General features: G+C 70.2%; 18 protein-coding genes. 2 read left to right on the plus strand and 16 right to left on the minus strand.

All coding sequences use genetic code 11. The annotated features are described in order from the left end of the window. The first annotated feature begins 2 nt into the window (after nucleotides 1–2). A complete protein-coding gene (locus ACZ5J1_RS15840; protein WP_464560495.1) occupies nucleotides 3–863 on the plus strand; it encodes an HhH-GPD family protein in 861 nt (286 codons plus the stop codon). Between the two features lie 132 nt (nucleotides 864–995). Here ACZ5J1_RS15840 and ACZ5J1_RS15845 read toward each other — a convergent pair whose 3' ends face one another. From ACZ5J1_RS15845 to folP, 12 genes are all read right to left on the minus strand, one after another. After that, complete coding sequence (locus ACZ5J1_RS15845) at nucleotides 996–3,575, minus strand: ATP-dependent Clp protease ATP-binding subunit (protein ID WP_464560496.1); 2,580 nt, start codon at nucleotides 3,573–3,575, stop codon at nucleotides 996–998. A gap of 137 nt (nucleotides 3,576–3,712) precedes the next feature. After that, entirely contained in the window at nucleotides 3,713–4,033 is a 321-nt protein-coding gene (locus ACZ5J1_RS15850) for a histone-like nucleoid-structuring protein Lsr2 (protein ID WP_464560497.1), read from the minus strand. A gap of 68 nt (nucleotides 4,034–4,101) precedes the next feature. Continuing rightward, nucleotides 4,102–4,884 (minus strand): type III pantothenate kinase, encoded by a 783-nt coding sequence (locus ACZ5J1_RS15855; protein WP_464560498.1) that lies wholly within the window; start codon nucleotides 4,882–4,884, stop codon nucleotides 4,102–4,104. Nucleotides 4,885–4,888: 4 nt separating this feature from the next. Further along, nucleotides 4,889–5,788: a carboxylating nicotinate-nucleotide diphosphorylase gene (nadC, locus tag ACZ5J1_RS15860; protein WP_464560499.1), complete on the minus strand. Its 900-nt coding sequence runs from the start codon at nucleotides 5,786–5,788 to the stop codon at nucleotides 4,889–4,891. Further along, nucleotides 5,785–7,443 carry an L-aspartate oxidase gene (locus ACZ5J1_RS15865; protein ID WP_464560500.1) on the minus strand — a complete coding sequence of 553 codons (1,659 nt, stop codon included), beginning with the start codon at nucleotides 7,441–7,443 and terminating at the stop codon, nucleotides 5,785–5,787. The genes nadC and ACZ5J1_RS15865 overlap by 4 nt, the downstream gene beginning before the upstream one ends. 26 nt (nucleotides 7,444–7,469) lie before the next feature. Further along, nucleotides 7,470–8,351, minus strand: coding sequence for a pantoate--beta-alanine ligase (gene panC / locus ACZ5J1_RS15870; RefSeq protein WP_464560501.1), 882 nt, complete (start codon nucleotides 8,349–8,351; stop codon nucleotides 7,470–7,472). Further along, complete coding sequence (locus tag ACZ5J1_RS15875; protein ID WP_464560502.1) at nucleotides 8,348–9,283, minus strand: Rossmann-like and DUF2520 domain-containing protein; 936 nt, start codon at nucleotides 9,281–9,283, stop codon at nucleotides 8,348–8,350. Before ACZ5J1_RS15875 ends, panC begins: the two co-directional genes overlap by 4 nt. 151 nt (nucleotides 9,284–9,434) lie before the next feature. Further along, entirely contained in the window at nucleotides 9,435–10,067 is a 633-nt protein-coding gene (locus ACZ5J1_RS15880; protein WP_464560503.1) for a hypothetical protein, read from the minus strand. A gap of 10 nt (nucleotides 10,068–10,077) precedes the next feature. Beyond that, nucleotides 10,078–10,554, minus strand: coding sequence for a DUF3180 domain-containing protein (locus ACZ5J1_RS15885; protein WP_464560504.1), 477 nt, complete (start codon nucleotides 10,552–10,554; stop codon nucleotides 10,078–10,080). Next, entirely contained in the window at nucleotides 10,551–11,096 is a 546-nt protein-coding gene (gene folK, locus ACZ5J1_RS15890) for a 2-amino-4-hydroxy-6-hydroxymethyldihydropteridine diphosphokinase (RefSeq protein ID WP_464560505.1), read from the minus strand. The genes ACZ5J1_RS15885 and folK overlap by 4 nt, the downstream gene beginning before the upstream one ends. A 16-nt stretch (nucleotides 11,097–11,112) precedes the next feature. Next, on the minus strand, nucleotides 11,113–11,499 hold the full coding sequence (gene folB, locus ACZ5J1_RS15895) for a dihydroneopterin aldolase (protein WP_464560506.1): 387 nt from the start codon (nucleotides 11,497–11,499) through the stop codon (nucleotides 11,113–11,115). Nucleotides 11,500–11,532: 33 nt separating this feature from the next. Further along, nucleotides 11,533–12,372, minus strand: coding sequence for a dihydropteroate synthase (gene folP / locus ACZ5J1_RS15900; protein WP_464560507.1), 840 nt, complete (start codon nucleotides 12,370–12,372; stop codon nucleotides 11,533–11,535). Between the two features lie 130 nt (nucleotides 12,373–12,502). Here folP and ACZ5J1_RS15905 point away from each other — a divergent pair, with 130 nt between their 5' ends. Then, nucleotides 12,503–14,623: a methyl-accepting chemotaxis protein gene (locus ACZ5J1_RS15905; protein WP_464560508.1), complete on the plus strand. Its 2,121-nt coding sequence runs from the start codon at nucleotides 12,503–12,505 to the stop codon at nucleotides 14,621–14,623. Between the two features lie 106 nt (nucleotides 14,624–14,729). Here the strand turns inward: ACZ5J1_RS15905 and folE are convergent, their stop codons facing one another. The 4 genes from folE to ACZ5J1_RS15925 all read right to left on the minus strand — a co-directional run bounded on the left by folE (nucleotide 14,730) and on the right by ACZ5J1_RS15925 (nucleotide 19,796). Beyond that, entirely contained in the window at nucleotides 14,730–15,305 is a 576-nt protein-coding gene (gene folE, locus ACZ5J1_RS15910) for a GTP cyclohydrolase I FolE (protein ID WP_464560509.1), read from the minus strand. A 2-nt stretch (nucleotides 15,306–15,307) separates the two neighbouring features. Beyond that, nucleotides 15,308–17,377 carry an ATP-dependent zinc metalloprotease FtsH gene (gene ftsH, locus ACZ5J1_RS15915; RefSeq protein WP_464560510.1) on the minus strand — a complete coding sequence of 690 codons (2,070 nt, stop codon included), beginning with the start codon at nucleotides 17,375–17,377 and terminating at the stop codon, nucleotides 15,308–15,310. A gap of 79 nt (nucleotides 17,378–17,456) precedes the next feature. After that, a complete protein-coding gene (gene hpt, locus ACZ5J1_RS15920; RefSeq protein ID WP_464560511.1) occupies nucleotides 17,457–18,008 on the minus strand; it encodes a hypoxanthine phosphoribosyltransferase in 552 nt (183 codons plus the stop codon). Between the two features lie 54 nt (nucleotides 18,009–18,062). Beyond that, a complete protein-coding gene (locus ACZ5J1_RS15925; protein WP_464560512.1) occupies nucleotides 18,063–19,796 on the minus strand; it encodes an aldehyde dehydrogenase family protein in 1,734 nt (577 codons plus the stop codon). Nucleotides 19,797–19,838: the final 42 nt, after the last annotated feature.

Raw genomic sequence — 19,838 nt, forward strand, 5'->3', positions numbered from 1 at the left:
CCATGACTTCACTCCACGACGCCATCCTCGGCTGGTACGACATCCACCAGCGCGACCTTCCCTGGCGTTCCCCCGCGGCCACGCCGTGGGGGGTGATGGTCAGCGAGTTCATGCTGCAGCAGACCCCCGTGGTCCGCGTGCTCCCGGTCTGGCAGGTCTGGATGGAGCGCTGGCCGACGCCGGCCGACCTCGCGGCCGAGCCGGTCGGCGAGGCGGTCCGGGCGTGGGGCCGGCTCGGCTACCCCCGGCGTGCGCAACGCCTGCACGCCGCCGCGACGGCGATCGTGGAGCAGCACGGCGGCGAGGTCCCCGGCACCTACGAGGAGCTGCTCGGCCTGCCCGGGATCGGCGACTACACCGCCTCGGCGATCGCCGCGTTCGCGTTCGGCACCCACCACGTCGTGCTCGACACCAACGTCCGCCGGGTCTTCGCCCGCGCTGTTGGCGGAGAGGAGTTCCCGCCGGCGTCGGTCACGCGCGCCGAGCGGGACCGCGCGACCGAGCTGCTGCCCGACCCGGAGCGCTCGCCCGCGTGGGGCGTGGCCGTGATGGAGCTCGGCGCCCTGGTCTGCACGGCCAGCTCGCCGCGGTGCGACGTGTGTCCCGTGCGGAGCGACTGCGCCTGGGATCTCGCCGGCCGCCCGCCGTACGACGGGCCGGCCCGGAAGGGTCAGGCCTGGGCCGGAACCGACCGCCAGTGCCGGGGCCGCCTGATGGCGGTGCTGCGCGACTCCCACGGCCCGGTGCACCGCTCCGCCCTCGAGGCCGCCTGGACGCTCCCGGAGCAACGTGAGCGCTGCCTGGCGACGCTGCTCGCCGACGGTCTCGTCCGCCAGGTCGGCCCGGACACCTTCGCCCTCTGACGGCACCCCGGGACGGTGAACTTGAGGAAAGTAACCCCAGAAATGCGGTGAACCGGGGGAAAGTCACAAGTGCGATGTGACCTTCCCCCGGTTCAGTGCGCTGAGGGCGTTACTTTCCTCAAGTTCACCGAGTCACTCCTCGGTCGGCGGGGCCTCCAGACCCTCGATGCCCTCGATGTCGTCCGGCAGGGACTCGCCGAGGTCGGCGGTCTCCAGCGGCGGCACGTCGGGGACCGACGAGTTCTTCTGACCGGTGAAGGTGAGCTCCGCGCCGGGACCGCTGCCCTCGACGTCGACCAGGACGATCTCGCCCGGGCCGATCTCGCCGAACAGCATCTTCTCCGACAGCGGGTCCTCGATCTCGCGCTGGATCGTGCGACGCAGCGGACGCGCACCCAGGTCGGGGTCGAAGCCGCGCTCGGCGAGCAGGTCCTTGGCGGCCTGGGTGAGCTCGACACCCATGTCGCGGTCCTTGAGACGCTTGTCGATCGCCCCGACGAAGTTGTCGACCATCGCGATGATCTGCGACTTCTGCAGCTTCGGGAAGACGATGACCTCGTCGACACGGTTGAGGAACTCGGGCTTGAAGTGCTTCTTCAGCTCGTCGGTGACCTTGGCCTTCATCCGGTCGTAGTCGCCGGCGCCGTCGGAGCTGCCGAAGCCGAGCGAGACCGACTTGTTGATCTCGTGCGCACCGAGGTTGGTGGTCATGATGATCACGGTGTTCTTGAAGTCGACCACTCGGCCCTGCGAGTCGGTCAGGCGACCTTCCTCGAGGATCTGCAGCAGCGAGTTGAAGATGTCCGGGTGCGCCTTCTCGACCTCGTCGAACAGGACGACGGAGAACGGCTTGCGGCGCACCTTCTCGGTGAGCTGACCGCCCTCTTCGTAGCCGACGTATCCGGGCGGCGAACCGAACAGACGCGACGCGGTGTGCTTCTCACCGAACTCGCTCATGTCGAGCGAGATCAGCGAGTCGTCACTGCCGAAGAGGAACTCGGCCAGCGCCTTGGACAGCTCGGTCTTACCGACACCCGAGGGGCCGGCGAAGATGAACGAGCCACCGGGACGCTTCGGGTCCTTCAGGCCGGCACGGGTCCGACGGATCGCCCGCGCGACGGCCTTGACCGCCTCGTCCTGGCCGATCACGCGCTTGTGCAGGTCGTCCTCCATGGTGAGCAGTCGCGCGGACTCCTCGGCGGAGAAGTTGCCCAGCGGGATGCCGGTCGCGACGGCGAGCACCTCGGCGATGAGGGCCTCGTCGACCTCGGCGACCTCGTCCATGTCGCCGGAGCGCCACGACTTCTCGCGCTCGCCCTTGGCCAGGATGAGCTGCTTCTCCTCGTCACGCAGACGAGCAGCGGCCTCGAAGTCCTGGCCGTCGATCGCGGCCTCCTTGCGGGAGCGGACGTCACCGATCTTGTCGTCGTACTCGCGCAGGTCGGCCGGCGCGGTCATGCGACGGATCCGGAGCCGGGAGCCGGCCTCGTCGATCAGGTCGATGGCCTTGTCGGGCAGGAACCGGTCGGAGATGTAGCGGTCGGCCAGCGTCGCCGCTGAGACCAGCGCGGCGTCGGTGATCGTGACCCGGTGGTGGGCCTCGTACCGGTCGCGGACACCCTTGAGCATCTCCACGGTCTCGGAGATCGACGGCTCGGGCACCTGGATCGGCTGGAAGCGGCGCTCGAGCGCGGCGTCCTTCTCCAGGTACTTGCGGTACTCGTCGAGCGTGGTGGCACCGATGGTCTGGAGCTCACCGCGGGCCAGCATCGGCTTGAGGATCGACGCGGCGTCGATCGCGCCCTCGGCCGCACCGGCACCGACGAGGGTGTGGATCTCGTCGATGAACAGCACGATGTCGCCGCGGGTGCGGATCTCCTTGAGCACCTTCTTGAGGCGCTCCTCGAAGTCACCGCGGTAGCGCGAACCGGCGACCAGGGCGCCGAGGTCGAGCGTGTAGATCTGCTTGTCCTTGAGCGTCTCGGGGACGTTGCCCTTGACGATGTCCTGCGCCAGACCCTCGACGATGGACGTCTTGCCGACGCCGGGCTCGCCGATCAGGACCGGGTTGTTCTTGGTACGCCGGGAGAGCACCTGCATGACGCGCTCGATCTGCGGCTCGCGGCCGATGATCGGGTCGAGCTTGCCCTCGCGGGCGTCGGCGGTGAGGTTGCGACCGAACTGGTCGAGCACCAGCGACGAGGTCGGGGCCTCGGAGCCACCCACGCCGGCGGCCTGGGCTCCCTGGCCCTGGGCGCCCTGGCCCTCCTTGCCCTGGAAGCCGGAGAGGAGCTGGATGACCTGCTGGCGGACCCGGTTGAGGTCGGCGCCCAGCTTCTGCAGCACCTGGGCGGCGACGCCCTCCCCTTCGCGGATCAGGCCGAGCAGGATGTGCTCGGTGCCGATGTAGGAGTGACCTAGCTGGAGGGCCTCGCGGAGCGACAGCTCGAGGACCTTCTTGGCGCGCGGGGTGAACGGGATGTGCCCGCTCGGCGCCTGCTGCCCCTGTCCGATGATCTCCTCGACCTGGGCGCGGACCGCCTCCAGGGAGATGTCGAGTGACTCCAGGGCCTTCGCCGCGACGCCTTCACCCTCGTGGATGAGGCCCAGCAGGATGTGCTCGGTGCCGATGTAGTTGTGGGAGAGCATGCGGGCCTCTTCTTGGGCCAGCACGACCACCCGACGGGCTCGGTCTGTAAACCGCTCGAACATTCGCTCCTCCTTCGACCGGCCCTCACGCACGAAGGCTGGTTACAGGGGTCTAACCCCGTAACCAGCCTACGCGTTCCCGAAGAGTGCGAAGTTCCGATCCGCTGACAGCGAACAACCGGTGATCGACTCGATCCGGATCAGCTCGCGGCGTCGAACGCCTCACGCACGTTGGCGGGAATCCGACCACGCTCGGGCACGTCGAAACCGTTGGACTTGGCCCACGCCCGGATCTCGCCGGCCGAGGCACCCAGCTGGGTGGACTTCTTCGCGGCCTTGCCCGCCCGACCGACCTTGCGGGCGTGTCCGACATAGGGGGCGAACGCGTCGCGCAGCGCGGCGGCGTTCTTGGTCGACAGGTCGATCTCGTACGTCGTGCCGTCGAGGGCGAACGTCACCGTCTCGTCCGCCGCACCACCGGTGAGGTCGTCCTCGAGAATGATCTGAACCTTCTGAGCCATGGGAATTCCTTTTCTCGATCAATCGACGGCCGCAATGCCGTCGGTATATCTCCAGAATGTCACACGGCTCAAGAATTGCGAAGGAAGACCAATTCGAGTCCTTGAAGTGTCAGCCAGGGTGCATGATCGGTGAAGACGCCGGAATCGGACATCGCGTCCACGACCAACGGCGCGAGGTGGCCGGTCGCAATCACATCGACCTCGGAATTCTCGACACCCAATTCCGCCACCATCCGGGCCACCATTCCCTCGACCTGCGCCGCGATGCCGAAGAGCAGGCCCGACTGGAGCGCCTCGACGGTGTTCTTCGCGATCACGTGCCGCGGTCGGGTGAGCTCGACCTCGCGCAGCTGTGCATTCCGCTGACCGAGTCCGGCCAGCGCCAACTCGATTCCCGGTGCGATCGCGCCACCGATATACGCGCCGGCCGAATTCACCACGTCGAAGGTGGTCGCCGTGCCGGAGAAATCGACGACGATGCACGGCCCGCCGTACCGGGTGGAGGCCGCGAGTGCATTACAGATCCGGTCGGTGCCGACCTCGCGCGGATTGTCCATCTGGATCGCCACGCCGCTGCGCACACCGGGTTCGACAATGACGTGGGGAATGTCGGAGAAATGCCGGTTGATCATCTCCCTCCATTCGGAGAGAACGACCGGAACGGTGGAGCAGACCGATATTCCGCTCACCGTTTCGAGGTGATCTCCGAGAAGTCCCCGCAGCGTGACCGCCCATTCGTCGCTGGTGCGCCGCTCGTCGGTCGAGACCCGCCAGTGCGCCGCGACCTCACCGTTCTCGATCAGTCCGCACGCGGTGTGGGCGTTCCCGATGTCGACGGCGAGCAGCGGCATGGCGTCACAGGTCCTGGAGGTCGAAGCCGAGGTCGAAGACGGTCACCGAGTGGGTCAGCGCACCGACCGAGATGAAGTCGACCCCGGTGAGGGCGACCTCGCGGGCTCGCTCGAGGGTGAGCCCGCCCGAGGCCTCGAGCACGGCCCGACCGGCGGTGATCCGGACGGCCTCGGCCATCTCGGCGCTCGACATGTTGTCGAGCATGATCCGCTCGCAGCCCACCTCGAGCAGCGCCTCGAGCTCGCCCAAGGTGGTGACCTCGACCTCGATCGGCAGGTCCGGGTAGTCACGCGTGATGGCCAGGTAGGCCGGAACCACGCCGCCGGCGGCGATGACGTGGTTGTCCTTGACCAGCGCCATGTCGTTGAGCGCGAACCGGTGGTTGACCCCGCCGGCGACCCGGACGGCGTACTTCTGGAGCTCACGGAACCCGGGCAGGGTCTTGCGGGTGTCCAGCACCCGGGCGCCGGTGCCACTCAGGGCCTGGACCCAGTGCCAGGTCGCGGTGGAGACGCCCGAGAGGTGGCTGGCGAAGTTGAGCGCGGTGCGCTCGGCGGTGAGCAGACCGCGGGTGGGGCCCTCGACCTCCATCACGACCTCGCCCGGCAGCACCCGGGTCCCCTCCGCGGCGCGGCCGGAGACGGTGACGTCCGGGCCGAGCACCCGGCGGAAGGTGAGCTCGGCGACCAGGAGCCCCGAGACCACCCCGGCGTGACGCGCACCGAAGCCGCCCCGCGCCCGCGCGCCCGGCGAGATGGTGGCGGCCGAGGTGACGTCCACGGCGTCGGGTCCGGGCAGGTCCTCGGCCAGGGCGCGGTCGACGAAGGCGATCAGGGCGTCGACGTCCAGGCCGGCCGCGGTGATCTCGGCGCGCAGGTCGTCGGGGATGGGGTGCAGGTTCATGCCGGATCCGTTGCAGGTGCGGGGGTGAAGGCGAGCTCGACGGTCAGGTCTCCGTCGACGAAGGTGGGCAGGGCGTCGAAGTGGCCGGACCAGACCGGGTCGTTGCGTTCCGGGAAGTCCTCGCGCCAGTGCGAGCCGCGAGTCTCCTCACGGGCGCCGGCGGCCGCGGTCAGGACGCGCGCGATGGTGAGCAGGTTGGTGTTCTCCCAGGCCGCCTGGTTGACCTCGGCGGCGTCCCAGGTCAGGTCGTCGAGGTCGACGCCAGCCTCGATGAGTCCGGCCGCGTTGCGGAGCACGCCGGCGCGGGCCGACATCGTCTCCTGCATCCGCCGGCGTACGTCGGCTCCGACCAGACCCACGCGACGCGGGTCGTGGCCGGGCTCGGACCAGGAGCGCAGCTCGCCGGGCAGCACGTCGGCGATCCGGCGACTGAAGACCAGCCCTTCCAGGAGCGAGTTCGAGGCGAGCCGGTTGGCGCCGTGCACCCCGGAGCAGGCGACCTCGCCGGTGGCGTAGAGGCCGGGGACCGAGGTGCGGCCCCACAGGTCGGTGGCGACGCCGCCGCTGGCGTAGTGGCAGGCAGGGGCGACCGGGATCAGGTCGGTGAGCGGGTCGACCCCGTGCGAGCGGCAGGAGGCGAGGATGGTCGGGAAGCGGCGCTCCCACTCGGCCTTGCCGAGGTGCCGACCGTCGAGCCACATGTTCGGCTCACCGGTCTCGAGCATCCGCTTCATGATCGCCTTGCTGACCACGTCGCGCGGGGCGAGGTCACCCAGGGGGTGGACGCCCTCCATCAGGCGGTTGCCCTGGCCGTCGACCAGGAACGCGCCCTCGCCACGGACCGCCTCGCTGATCAGGGGCTGCTGCCCCCGGGAGTCGGGTCCGAGGTACATCACGGTCGGGTGGAACTGGACGAACTCGAGGTCGCGCAGCCGGGCCCCGGCGCGGAGCGCGGCCGCCATACCGTCGGCGGTGCTCACCGCGGGGTTGGTGGTCTGGGAGAAGACCTGACCCAGGCCGCCGGAGGCGAGCACCACGGCGCGGGCCAGCACCAGGCCGACACCGTCGTCGACGCCCTCGCCGACCACGTGCAGGCTCAGGCCGGCCACGCCGCCGTCGGCGGCGGGCACGAGGTCGACCACCATCGCGTGCTCGAAGACGTGGATCTCGGGGGCTGCCCGGACGGCCTCGATCAGCGCTCGCTGGATCTCGGCACCGGTGGCGTCGCCGTTGGCGTGCGCGATCCGGTGGCGGAGGTGACCGCCCTCGCGACCGAGCGCCAGCGATCCGTCCTCGTCGAGGTCGAAGTTGGTGCCCCAGCTGATCAGCTCGTGCACGGCGGCGGGGCCCTCGGTGACCAGCGCCCGGACGGCGTCGAGGTCACACGCCCCGGCACCGGCGATCAGGGTGTCGATCTCGTGCTGCTCGGGGGTGTCGCCCTCCCCGAGCGCCGCGGCGATCCCGCCCTGGGCCCACTGCGTGGAGCCGGCCGAGAGCACGTCCTTGGTCACCACGGCGATGGTGTCGACGGTCCCCCGCAGACGCAGCGCGGCGGTCAGGCCGGCGATGCCGCTGCCGACGATGACGACGTCGGCGCGTGCCGTCCATCCCGCCACGGGCGCACGGAGCTTGCCCGGAAGACGGAACTCGGTCACTTCGGCACCCTATCCCTCGGCCCGCATCAGAAGGTGAGCGGCAGGTTGTCGATCAGCCGGGTGCTGCCGACCCGCGCTGCGACCAGCACGCGACCCGCGGTGCCGGCCGCGACGACCTCCTCCAGCGCGCCGAGGTCGGCGCCCCGGACGGCGAGGTAGTCCAGTTCGATCCCGGGCTCGGCGGCCAGGACCGCGACGGCGGCGGCCTCGGCAGCGGCGGGACCGCCGGCGGCAGCGGTCTGAGCGGCCCGCAGCGACCGGCTGAGCACCAGGGCGGTCTCACGCTCGGCGGCCGAGAGGTAGCGGTTGCGGCTCGACAGGGCGAGTCCGTCGGGCTCGCGGACGGTCTCAGCGCCGATGATCTCGATGCCGAGGCACAGGTCGGAGGCCATCCGGGTGATCAGCGCCAGCTGCTGGTAGTCCTTCTGCCCGAAGACCGCGAGGTCCGGGCGGACCAGCCCGAACAGCTTGGCGACCACGGTCAGCACCCCGCGGAAGTGTCCGGGGCGTGAGGCCCCGTCGAGGATGTCGGCGACCAGGGCACCCGGCTCGACCGTGGTCATCGCGGCGTTCGCCTCGGCTGTGAAGCCCCCGGGGTAGACCTCGTCGACGGCCGGCGCGAACACGACGTCGACGCCGTGGGCGGCACAGAGCTCGAGGTCGGCCTCCAGCGTGCGCGGATAGCGGTCGAGATCCTCACCGGCACCGAACTGGAGCGGGTTCACAAAGATCGACACGACCACCGGATCGGCGGCATCGAGGTGCTCGCGCGCGGTCAGCATCAGGCTGGCGTGGCCGTCGTGCAGCGCTCCCATGGTGGGCACGAACCCGATCCGGCGTCCGGCGGCGCGGGCCGGGGCGAGCGCGGCGGCGAGCTCGGCACGGGTGGAGACGAGGCGAACGCTCACAGGTCGGCGGACTCGGCGTTCTCGGGCGTCGGCAGCGGCAGACCGAACTGGGCGGCGTCGAGCAGCTGGCTGATCTTGAGCGCCCGGATCGGGACGAGGCGCCCGTCGGCGACAGCGCGGCCGACGGTGGCACGGGCCAGGGCGACGTACGACGACAGGGTCTGCGGCGCGTTGGCCCGGATGTCCTCGAGGTGGGCCACGACGGTGCCCACGTCGCCGCGCACGATCGGGCCGGTGAGCGCGGCGTCGCCGTGGGCGAGCGCGTTGTCGAGGGCAGCGGTCAGCAGCGGCCGCAGCGTGCCGGCCGGGTCGCTGGCGCCGGCGGCGGAGAGGATCTCGATCGCCTCGGTGACCAGGGTGACGAGGTGGTTGGCGCCGTGGGCCAGACCGGCGTGGTACAGCGTCCGCATCTCCTCCGGAACCCACATCGGGCGGCCGCCGAGGTCGGCGACCAGGGCTTCGGCGATCTCGCGGTCGGCCGGTTCGGCGGTGAGACCGAAGACGCAGCCGGCGAGGCGCTCGATGTCGACCTCGGTGCCGGTGAAGGTCATCGCCGGGTGCAGCGCGATGGTGCGCGCCCCGACCGCACGGGCGGGGGCGAGGACGGCCAGGCCGTGACGCCCGGAGGTGTGCACGACGATCTGGCCGGAGCGGATCGCGCCGGCGCCGACCAGGGTGGTGACGACGTTGGCCAGCATGTCGTCGGGGACGGTCAGCAGGATGATGTCGGCGGCCTTGGCGACCGCGGTCGGCTTGGCGATGGTGGCGCCGGGGAGCAGGTCGGCGATCCGGGCGCGGGAGGCGTCGGACTCACCGGCGACGGCAGCGACCGGACGGCCCGCACGGCTCAGGGCCGCGGTCACCACAGCACCGACGCGTCCAGCGCCGATGGCCCCCACGCTCGCGCGCGCGGAGAGAGCAGCGTTGCTCATCTACGTTCACCTTTCGTTCCAGCCCCGCCGCCCACCCCGAATGGGGCCGGTAAGGGTGCCGGACGTTGTGTCCGTCGCCGACGGTACGCCTCGGTGACGGCCAAGTGAACCCGTCGCCGATGTGACGAGACCCACAGCCGAATCGCTCAGATCACGCGCTCCGGCGAACCGCGGACTCCGTCTGGGTCGAGGTGTGGGTGAGCATCGCGTGGGCGGCGTCGAGCTCGAGCTCCAGCTCGTGCACACGCAGGATCGCCTCGGCCGCGCGTGCCTCGGCCTCCTCGAGCCGGGTCTCGGCGGCGCCGAGCCAGGAATCGGCGGCGCGGACCGCTTCGGCGCGCTGCTTCATCGCGTCGGCGGCGCGCTGGTGGGCGGCGGTGAGCGCGCCCTCCAGGTCGTCGACGACCTGACGGTGGGTCGAGATCTCCCGGGCCTGGGATTCCAGTCGGGCGGTCAACCGCGCGGTGTGCGCGGTGTGGTCGGCGATCCGCTCGTCGGTGAGGGCGACGTAGCTCTGTGCGAGCTCGGCGCGATCACGGGCCGCCTCGACGCGGGCGTCGAGGAGATCGAGATGGACGATCCGGGAGGCGACGGCGCCGAGGAGCACGGCACCGACGGCAGCAACGGTGATCGCCAGGGGCGAACCGCTGAGGACTGCGCCGACGACGGTCAGCGCAGCCAGCACCACCAGGCCGACCGCGAGCGAGCCGCGCGTGCTGCGCGACCGCCGGCGGCTCCGCGTCGCTGTGACGCGTGTGGCCTTTGTGACGGATGGGGAAGACATGCTTCCGAGACTAAGTCGCTCCCTCGTCGTCCTTGACGCGACACGCCCACTCGAGCACGAGAGCCGCACCGACGATCGCACCGCCACCGACGGCCGCGAACAGCGAGCGCACCACCCGCTGCTGGGCCAGATCGGTGTCGACGCCGAGCCAGCTCACCGCGTACCCCAGGTAGAAGCCGGCCACCAGGGCGCCCACGATCGCGCAGGCGCGTGCCAGGACGAGCCGGTTGACCGCTCGCTCGGGTTCGATCCGGATCCGCTGGACCTGCACCGTCCGGTACGTCGCCCAGGCGACGTAGCCGAGGATCGCGGCGATGACGAAGAAGAGTGCCGGCTGCGCCCACGTCACGACCGGGGCGTGGTCGAACACGGACTCCGTCACCCGCCGGGTGATCCAGCCGAGGATCAGCGCGCCGATGAAGGCGGCGGCCAGCAGCCCTCCGGGCAGCGGCCGGAGACGCTCAGGGGCGGGCGGGGTCCGGCTCAATCGTCGGCGAGGGTGATGTCGGTGAGGACCAGCCCGCCGCCGTCGAGGCCGGCGAGGAGCTCCGCGATCGCGCCGACTCCGGGAATCACGCCATCGGGCTCGAGGTCGTGCCACGGCTTGAGCACGAAGGGGCGCTGCCCCGCGCGCGGGTGCGGCAGGCTCAGCTCGGGCTCGTCGGCCACCTTGTCGCCGACGATGATCAGGTCGACGTCGATCGTGCGCGGCTCGTTGAGCATGCCGGGGGTGCGCTGCCGGTCGAAGGCCTCCTCGATCGCCATCGCACGGTCGAGCAGCACCTTGGCGGAGAGCGTGGTGTCGATCAGCACGACCGCGTTGAGGTACAGGCCCGAGCCGTCGGGGGAGTCCACAGGTTCGGTCTCGTAGACCGGGGAGACGCCGGTGATCCAGACGTCGGGGGTGTCGGCGAGCTGGGCGACGGCGCCCTGCAGGTTGGCCTCGCGGTCGCCGAGGTTGGAGCCGAGGGCGATCACCGCGCGCCGGATCGGCTTCATCTCACCCGTCAGGGTGTCGGTGTCGATCACGAAAGGATTCGGAGAATCACTCACGGTCAGGGCCTCCATTGGCTCGAGTGATGGTCAAGGTGACGTCGGAGAACGTCGCCTCGATCGGGGCATCGGGCTTGTGTACGGTCACCCGCACCCATTCAACACGCCGTTCCAAAAGAACGACATCGGCAATCCGCTGAGCCAAGGTCTCGATGAGATCCACCGGATCCCGCTCAACAGCGGCCTTCACGTTGTCCACGAGCGTTCCGTAGTGCACGGTCTCGCGCAAGTCGTCCGTCGCCGCCGCCGTCCGGGTGTCCAGGGCGAGCACGAGGTCGATCAGGAACACCTGACCCTGACGACGCTCGAACTCGAAGACACCGTGGTGCGCGAAGCACTCGATGCCCGTGACGGCGATCTCGTCGAGCGGCACAGTCATGGGCCCCATCATCCCTGGTGGACCCCGTCCACGTCAGATCCGGTGGAACTTCTCGGCCGCGAGGAGGGCGTCGTGCGCGGCCCGGACGTCGTGCACCCGCAGACCCCACACGCCACGGGAGGCGAGCAGCGCCACCACCGCGGTGTGGGCCGCCTCCCGCTCGGCGACCGGACGCGGCTGACCGTCGTCGGCGGCGAGCAGCTGCCCGAGGAAGCCCTTGCGGCTGGCTCCGACCAGGACGGGGACGCCGAGGGCGGCCGGGTCGAACGCCCCGCCCGGTCCGACGGCCCGCAGCAGCTCCCAGTTCTGCTCCGTCGTCTTGGAGAAGCCCAGACCCGGATCGGCGATCAGCCGGTCGCCGTCGATCCCGGCGGCGCGGGCGGCGTCCAGTCGTTGCTCGAGCTCTCGGGCGACGCCGGCGACGACCCCGCCGTCGTACGTCGTGTAGGTCTGGTCCTGCATGTCGGCGGCATGGGCACGCCAGTGCATGCAGATGTAGCTCGCCTCGGAGTCGGCCGTCACGGCCAGGATCCGCGGGTCGGCGAGGCCGCCGGAGACGTCGTTGACCAGCTGGGCGCCGGCGGTGATCGCCGCGGCAGCGACCTCGGACCTCATCGTGTCGACCGAGATCCGGGCGCCCTCGGCGGCGAGTTCGCTGATCACGGGGACGACTCGGCCGAGCTCCTCAGTCACCAGCGGACGGGTGGCGCCCGGTCGGGTGGACTCGCCGCCGATGTCGAGGATGTCGGCGCCCTGGCGCAGCAGGTCCCGTCCGCGCTCGATCGCGGCGTCGGTCTGGAGGAAGCGACCGCCGTCGCTGAAGGAGTCCGGGGTGACGTTGACGATCCCCATCAACAGCGGGCGACCGGTCATGGGTCGAGGCTACTGAGGAGTACCGGGAACATCACATCCGTGCCCGTTCAGATATGGCACTCCGGTGCCGATTGCGGCGGTCGTGACCTCGCTACTGACCCCACCCGAGACCACTGTCGAACCCACGCACGTGCCTGCGCCCCGACAGGGTTCGCACCGTGCGGCGGCGCCCGCCGACGTCCCTCCGTCGGGGGTGAAGCACCGTCGGTTCCGGCTGACGATCACCCGCCGGCTGTGGCTGCTGATCGGCGCCAGCCTCGCGATCATGGTGATCGTCATGCTCGTCGGGATGGCGAAGTCGGGCGAGGTCCGCGGGTTCACCTCGTCCAACCGGGACGACGCCGACATCTCCAGCAAGCTCAACGCCGGCTACGAGGAGTTCCTCAACCAGCGGATCTCCACGACCGCCTTCATCCAGGCGACGATCAACGACGTCAAGGGTGACGAGGACGACTTCCGCAAGGAGGCCGAGGAGCACTACAAGGCGGCGATCGAGAAGTACGAGGCGGCGCTGACGTTCGGCCCGGACGCGAAGACGAAGGTCTTCCTGAACTCGCTGATCACGCAGACCAAGGCGTTCCACCAGCACCTGGACGAGCTCGACGAGGTCGCGTCCAAGGAGAACCCCGACCAGATGTTCGCGATCGCGGCCGAGACCGACACCGGCAAGGAGGGCACCGCGATCACGAGCACGTTCAACGCGGCCGACGACTACGTCGACTCCCTGGTCGACAACGGTCTCGACGGCATCGCGGCCGCGGTCGACTCGTTGCGCACCCTGACCCTGGTGGTGAGCCTGATCGGTCTGCTCGTCATGCTGTTCGCCGGCTGGCGGATGATGCGGGCCATCGCCGGCCCGCTGCAGGAGGTCGTCACCTCGCTGCGCGCGATCGCCGCCGGGGACCGCAGCGTGCGGGTCCAGCACCGCGCCGACGACGAGATCGGGGAGATCGCGGTCGCTCTCGACCAGGTGATCGACGCGCTCGACGCCGGCGACGAGGCGGCGCGGACCGCCGAGGCCGAGCGGGTCGCCCGCGCCGAGCAGGAGCAGCGTGCCGTCGAGGAGCGGGCCGAGCTCGAGCGCCAGGCCGCCGAGGCCGAGGCCGAGCGGGAGCGCGAGCGACGCGACGCGGAGGCGGCTGCCGCCGAGGCCGAGCTGGAGCGCGAGCGGGAGCGTGCGCTGGCCCAGGCGGAGGCCGACGAGCGCGAGCGCGCCCGTCTCGCCGAGGAGCAGGAGCGTGAGCGCGCCGAGGCCGCGGCCGAGGCCGAGCGCAACCGTGAGGCCGCCGAGCGAGCGGCCGCCGTGGCTGCCGAGGTGGAGATCCTCACCCGCTACCTGGCCGGCGTCGCCGCCGGCGACCTCACCCAGGAGCTCGACCTGGTCAGCGAGGTCGAGGCGGTCGACCAGATGGCCTCCTCGATCCGCGAGCTGGTCGCCTCGATCCGGGCGAGCATGACCCAGATCGGTCAGACCGCCACGTCGGTCGCCTCGGCGGCCGAGGAGCTCACCGCGGTGAGCAAGGACATGGGCACCAGCGCCGAGGACGCGGCGAGCCGGGTCGGCAGCGTCTCGGCCGCCTCGGAGCAGGTCTCCTCCAACGTCCAGTCCGTCGCCTCGGCGACCGAGCAGATGAGCGCCAGCATCCGGGAGATCGCCCGCAACGCGACCTCGGCCTCGGCGGTCGCGTCGACCGCAGTGAGCCAGGCGCGCACGGCGACCGACGCCGTCCGGGCCCTGGGGGTGTCCTCCACCGAGATCGGTCAGGTGGTGAAGGTGATCAGCACCATCGCCTCCCAGACCAACCTGCTCGCGCTCAACGCCACCATCGAGGCCGCCCGTGCCGGTGAGGCGGGCAAGGGCTTCGCCGTGGTCGCCAACGAGGTCAAGGACCTGGCGGCCGGCACCGCGAAGGCGACCGAGGAGATCGGTCGGCTGGTCGAGGCGATCCAGCACGACAGCTCCGGAGCGGCGACCGCGATCACCGAGATCGGTCACGTGATCAACAACATCCACGAGACCCAGGGCACGATCGCCGCGGCCGTCGAGGAGCAGACCGCCACGACCAACGAGATCTCCCGCTCGGTCACCGAGGCGGCCAACGGCAGCACCGGGATCGCCACGGACGCTCTCGAGGCGGCCCGGTCCGCGGCCGCGACCCGGTCCGGCGCCGACGGCACCGCCCAGGCCGCCGTCTCCCTGGCCACCCTGGCCACGGAACTGGACGCACTGCTGCGGACGTTCCGCTACTGAGTCACCCGCCGACCGCGCAAAGTGTCACCGAGACACCTTGCGCGGTCGGTGTCATTTCGCGGGTGTCACCAACGACGCGAAGTGTCACGGTGACACTCTGCGCGCGTCAGGCTCGGGCGTTGATCAGCCCCATCGCCTCGGCGCGGGTGGTCGCGTTGCTGCGCATCGTGCCGCGCACGGCGGAGGTGATGGTGCGTGCGCCGGCCTTCTTCACCCCGCGCATCGTCATGCAGAGGTGCTCGGCCTCCATCACCACGATCACGCCCTGCGGGGAGAGGATCTCCATCAGGGAGTCGGCGATCTGGCTGGTCAGCCGCTCCTGCACCTGCGGGCGCTTGGCGTAGACGTCGACGAGCCGGGCGAGCTTCGACAGCCCGGTGACCCGACCGTCAGAGGTCGGGATGTACCCGACGTGCGCGACCCCGCTGAACGGGACGAGGTGGTGCTCGCACAGCGACCAGAACTCGATGTCACGGATCAGCACCAGCTCGTCGTGACCGATGTCGAAGGTCGTGGTGAGCACCTCGTCGGCCCGCTGGTGGAGTCCCTGGGTCACCTCGGCGTAGGCCCGAGCCACACGTGCGGGGGTGTCGAGCAGGCCCTCACGACTCGGGTCCTCCCCGATCGCGATGAGCAGCTCCCGGATCGCGGCCTCGGCCCGGGCTTGATCGAACTCGGCCACGGTCAGGCGCCGTCGTTCCCGGTCGGGGGAAGCGGCGGCGTGATGCCGTTGTTGCCCGAACCGGGCGCTCCGACGGGCACGTCGCTGATGTCGCCACCCTGGCCGGTGCCACCCACGCGAGCCTGAGCGGCCTCCATCGCGGCGAGGTCACGCTCACGGATCCACTCCGGGATCTCGATCGCGGGCACGTCGGACGGCACCCGGGTCGGGGAACCGGTCCAGGCCGGGCGCAGCGGACGGCGACGCAGCGGCTCGAAGATCTGGGCGATCTCCTCCTTGCCGAGCGTCTCCTTCTCGAGCAGCTCGAGCACCAGCGCGTCGAGCACGTCGCGGTTCTCGGCGAGGACGTCGAAGGCCTCCTGGTGCGCCGTGGTGAGGAGCTTCTTGACCTCCTCGTCGACGATCCCGGCGATCTCCTCGGAGTAGTCACGGGAGTGACCCATGTCGCGACCGAGGAACGGCTCACCGTTGGCGGAGCCGAGCTTGATCGCCCCGAGCCGCTCGGTCATGCCGTACTGGGTCACCATCGCGCGGGCGAGGTTGGTCGCCTTCTCGATGTCGTTGCCCGCACCCGTGGTCGGGTCGTGGAAGATCAGCTCCTCGGCAGCGCGGCCGCCGAGCATGTGCGCGAGCTTGTCGAGCATCTCCGAGCGGGTCTGGGAGTACTTGTCCTCGTCGGGCATCACCATCGTGTAGCCCAGCGCGCGACCGCGCGGCAGGATCGTGACCTTCTGCACCGGGTCGTTGTGCGGCATCGCCGCGGCGACCAGCGCGTGGCCACCCTCGTGGTACGCGGTGATGAGCTTCTCCTGCTCGCTCATCAGGCGGGTACGACGCTGCGGGCCGGCGATGACGCGGTCGATCGCCTCGTCCATGTGGGCGTTGGTGATCAGCTTCTCGTCGGCGCGAGCGGTGAGCAGCGCCGCCTCGTTGAGCACGTTGGCCAGGTCCGCACCGGTGAAGCCGGGCGTCCGGCGGGCCACGGTGGTGAGGTTGACGTCGGGCGCCAGCGGCTTGCCGCGGGAGTGCACCGAGAGGATCTTCTCCCGGCCGGCGAGGTCGGGGGCGTCCACCTGGATCTGGCGGTCGAAACGGCCGGGACGCAGCAGCGCCGGGTCGAGCACGTCGGGCCGGTTCGTGGCCGCGATGAGGATGACCCCGCCGCGCACGTCGAAGCCGTCCATCTCGACGAGGAGCTGGTTGAGGGTCTGCTCGCGCTCGTCGTGACCGCCACCCATGCCGGCACCACGGTGCCGACCGACGGCGTCGATCTCGTCGATGAAGACGATCGCCGGAGCGTTCTCCTTCGCCTGCTCGAACAGGTCACGCACCCGGGAGGCACCGACACCGACGAACATCTCGACGAAGTCCGAACCGGAGATCGAGAAGAACGGGACGCCCGCCTCACCGGCGACGGCGCGGGCGAGCAGGGTCTTACCGGTACCGGGCTGGCCGTAGAGCAGCACGCCCTTGGGGATCTTGGCGCCGACCGCCTGGAACTTCGCAGGCTCGGCGAGGAACTCCTTGATCTCCTGGAGCTCCTCGACCGCCTCGTCGGAGCCGGCGACGTCGGCGAACGTCGTCTTCGGCATGTCCTTGGTGATCAGCTTCGCCTTGGACTTGGCGAACTGCATGACGCCACGTCCACCGCCGCCCTGGACGGAGTTCATCAGGAACAGGAAGAGCACCACGATCAGCACGAACGGCAGCAGGAAGCTGATGATCGACCCGAGCAGGCTCGGCTTGGCGATCTCGGAGTTGAAGCTCTCGATCGTGCCCTTGTCGAACTGCTCCTGGGCGTCGGACAGGATGGCCTGCTGGCCACCGTCGACCCAGTGCGTCGTGACCTTGTCACCCTTGTCCCGGGTGCCCTTGTCCAGGGTGGCCTTGATCTGCTGGTCTCCGTCGATGAACGTGATCGTGTCGACCTGGCCCGCATTGATGTACTTGATCATCTGGGAGGTCGGGATCTCGTCGCCGCCGCTCTTGGGCACGATGAAATTCAGACCCACGAGGACGCCGATGACGGCGATGGTGATCCAGAGCCAGGGGCTCGTGGTGAAACGCTTCACAGGCTTCTCTTCAACTCAACAGGCGATGGCCGGCCGACCACCGTCACGGGTTCAACGAACCGAACAGGACGATTGTCCCCTACGAGTACACGTGAGGGGCGAGAGTCCCGATATCGCGCAGGTTCCGGTAGCGCTCGCGATAGTCGAGACCGTAGCCCACGACGAACTCGTTGGGGATGTCCCAGCCGACGTACTTCACGTCGACGGGCATCGCCTGAGCGTCGGGCTTGCGCAGCAGCGTGGCGATCTCGATCGAGGCCGGGCCGCGGCTGGAGAGGTTGGCGACGAGCCAGGACAGGGTGAGTCCGGTGTCGATGATCTCGTCCACGATCAGCACGTGCCGACCGTGGACGTCGGTGTCGAGGTCCTTGAGGATCCGGACCACGCCGGAGCTCTTGGTGCCGGACCCGTAGGAGGAGACCGCCATCCAGTCGATCTCGACGTGACCGTTGATCGACCGGGTCAGGTCGGCGATCACCCAGGTCGCACCGCGCAGGACACCCACGATGAGGAGGTCCTTGCCGGCGTAGTCGGCCTCGATCCGCTCGGCCATCTCCCCCAGTCGCGCTTGGATCTGCGCCTCGGTGAAGAGAATTCCCGACAGGTCGTCCTTGACGTGCTCAGCGTCCACAGGACGAGCCTAACCGCGCCGCCCAGGTGGTGATCAATCGCGTCCCCGCCACCCTCAGCCCCGGAAGGCCGAGAGCACGATCGCCGGGATCCGACCCCAGCCCGGCTTCGCCGCGTACGCCGACATCAGCTGACCCGTCGTGGCGCCCGTGCGGGCGGTGACGAACCAAGGTGCCTTGGGCGACATCGAGTTCTCCCCGTGCAGCACCGAGCGTGGGAACGGCCGGAACGGTCCGGTCACGACGGTGCGCTCCGTGTGGGCGAGCAGGTGCGAGTTGTGCACCACGCCGATGCCGCTGCCGGCCGACTCCAGGGTGTTGCCCGGGAAGGCACCCCACGGAGCGCCGTGGAGCAGGAAGCCCATCGCGCTCCAGGCGTTGATGCCGATGGTGCCGTAGCGCAGGTCGACCAGGGTCTGGTCGAACGCGAGTCCCATCTTCTTGCGGTCGCGGGGCCGGACGATGATCGAGGCGCCGAGGGTCCCGTCCAGGCTGGTGTTGGCGAAGTCGACCGCGGCCCGCAGGAACCCTGCGCCGAGGCCGGGCACGGTGGTGTGACCCAGGACGGGGCCGAAGTACTCGGTGGTGAAGAACTCCTGGGAGGTGCCGGGGCCGACCTCGATCAGCAGGCGATCCCCCTGAGCGCCGTGCACCTCGGCGTCGGGGTAGGCCGAGCGGGCGAGGTCGAGCTTGGCGTCGCTGCCCGGGTACCAGGGAGCGCGGGCCGGCAGGGTGTCGAGCACCCGGCGGATCTCGGCGAGGAAGGCCTCCCGCTGGTCCCAGTCGGCGCTGAGGATCAGGGTCTGACCGGCGATGCAGTTGTGCCCCGCGTTGTGCAGCCGCTGGGTGACGACGTGCTCCGCCTGGTAGCGCAGGTCGCGCTTCGACCACTTCCCGGGGATGACGATGATCGGCGAGACGCCACCGAGCTCCGAGGTGATCTCCTTGGTCAGCTTCGGGTCCTCGGCGGCGCGACGCGCGGTCGCCTCGTCCCCGACGCCCCACACGATCGCATCGTGCGTGACCGCGCTGCCGGTGATGTGGACGTGGTGCACGTCCGCGTGACCGGTGAGGTAGCCACCGACGGCAGCGGCGCCGTTGACGATCCGGAGCAGGTCCGCCTCGATCAGCGGGGCCAGCGCCCGGTCGAGCACGGGCTTGAGGGTGGCGAAGGTCGGATTGAGCTTGAGGATGCTGACCCGGTTGAACGCGACCAGCTCGTAGAGCACGTCGAGCGGCCCGATCCCGGAGATGTTGCCGGCACCGAGGACGACGCCGACGCCCCCGTTGACGCCGACCTCGCGGGCCCCGAGCCCGGCCTCACGCGTGGCCTGCTCGGGGGTGATCCCGGGCTCGAGCCAGACGTCGGCGCTGAAGCCGTTGAGCAGCATCCACTCCTGGGCGTTGCCCGGCAGCACCTTGACCGTGGTCCGAGCGCCGGGGGCGGTGCCGGTGCGCAGCCCGTCCAGCGGTGAGCCGCCGGCCGCGAGTCGCTCGAGGCTGTGCGCGACGCCGGCGAACCCGGTCATCGTCACGTAGGGGCCGCTGAACCACTCCTCACCGGCGAGGGCCGCGGGGGTGGACTTCGCGGCGACGGCGGCCTCGGCCCACGCCCGGTCCTCGGCGGCGATCGTCGCGTGGGTCCGGCGCATCAGGGCCGCCCGGTCGCGCTGGCTCAGCCCTGCCCAGTGCTCCGCACCGGCGGTGAGGGCGGCGACGTCGGCATCGAGGTCGGCCTGCACCTGCGCGGTGAGCTCCATCGGGACAGCGGTCGAGCTGGTGACGGTCATTCGGCCAGGTTACTGCGGAGTAGGGCTAGCTGGGAACGAAGA

The sequence above is a fragment of the Nocardioides sp. JCM 18999 genome, from assembly GCF_055391175.1.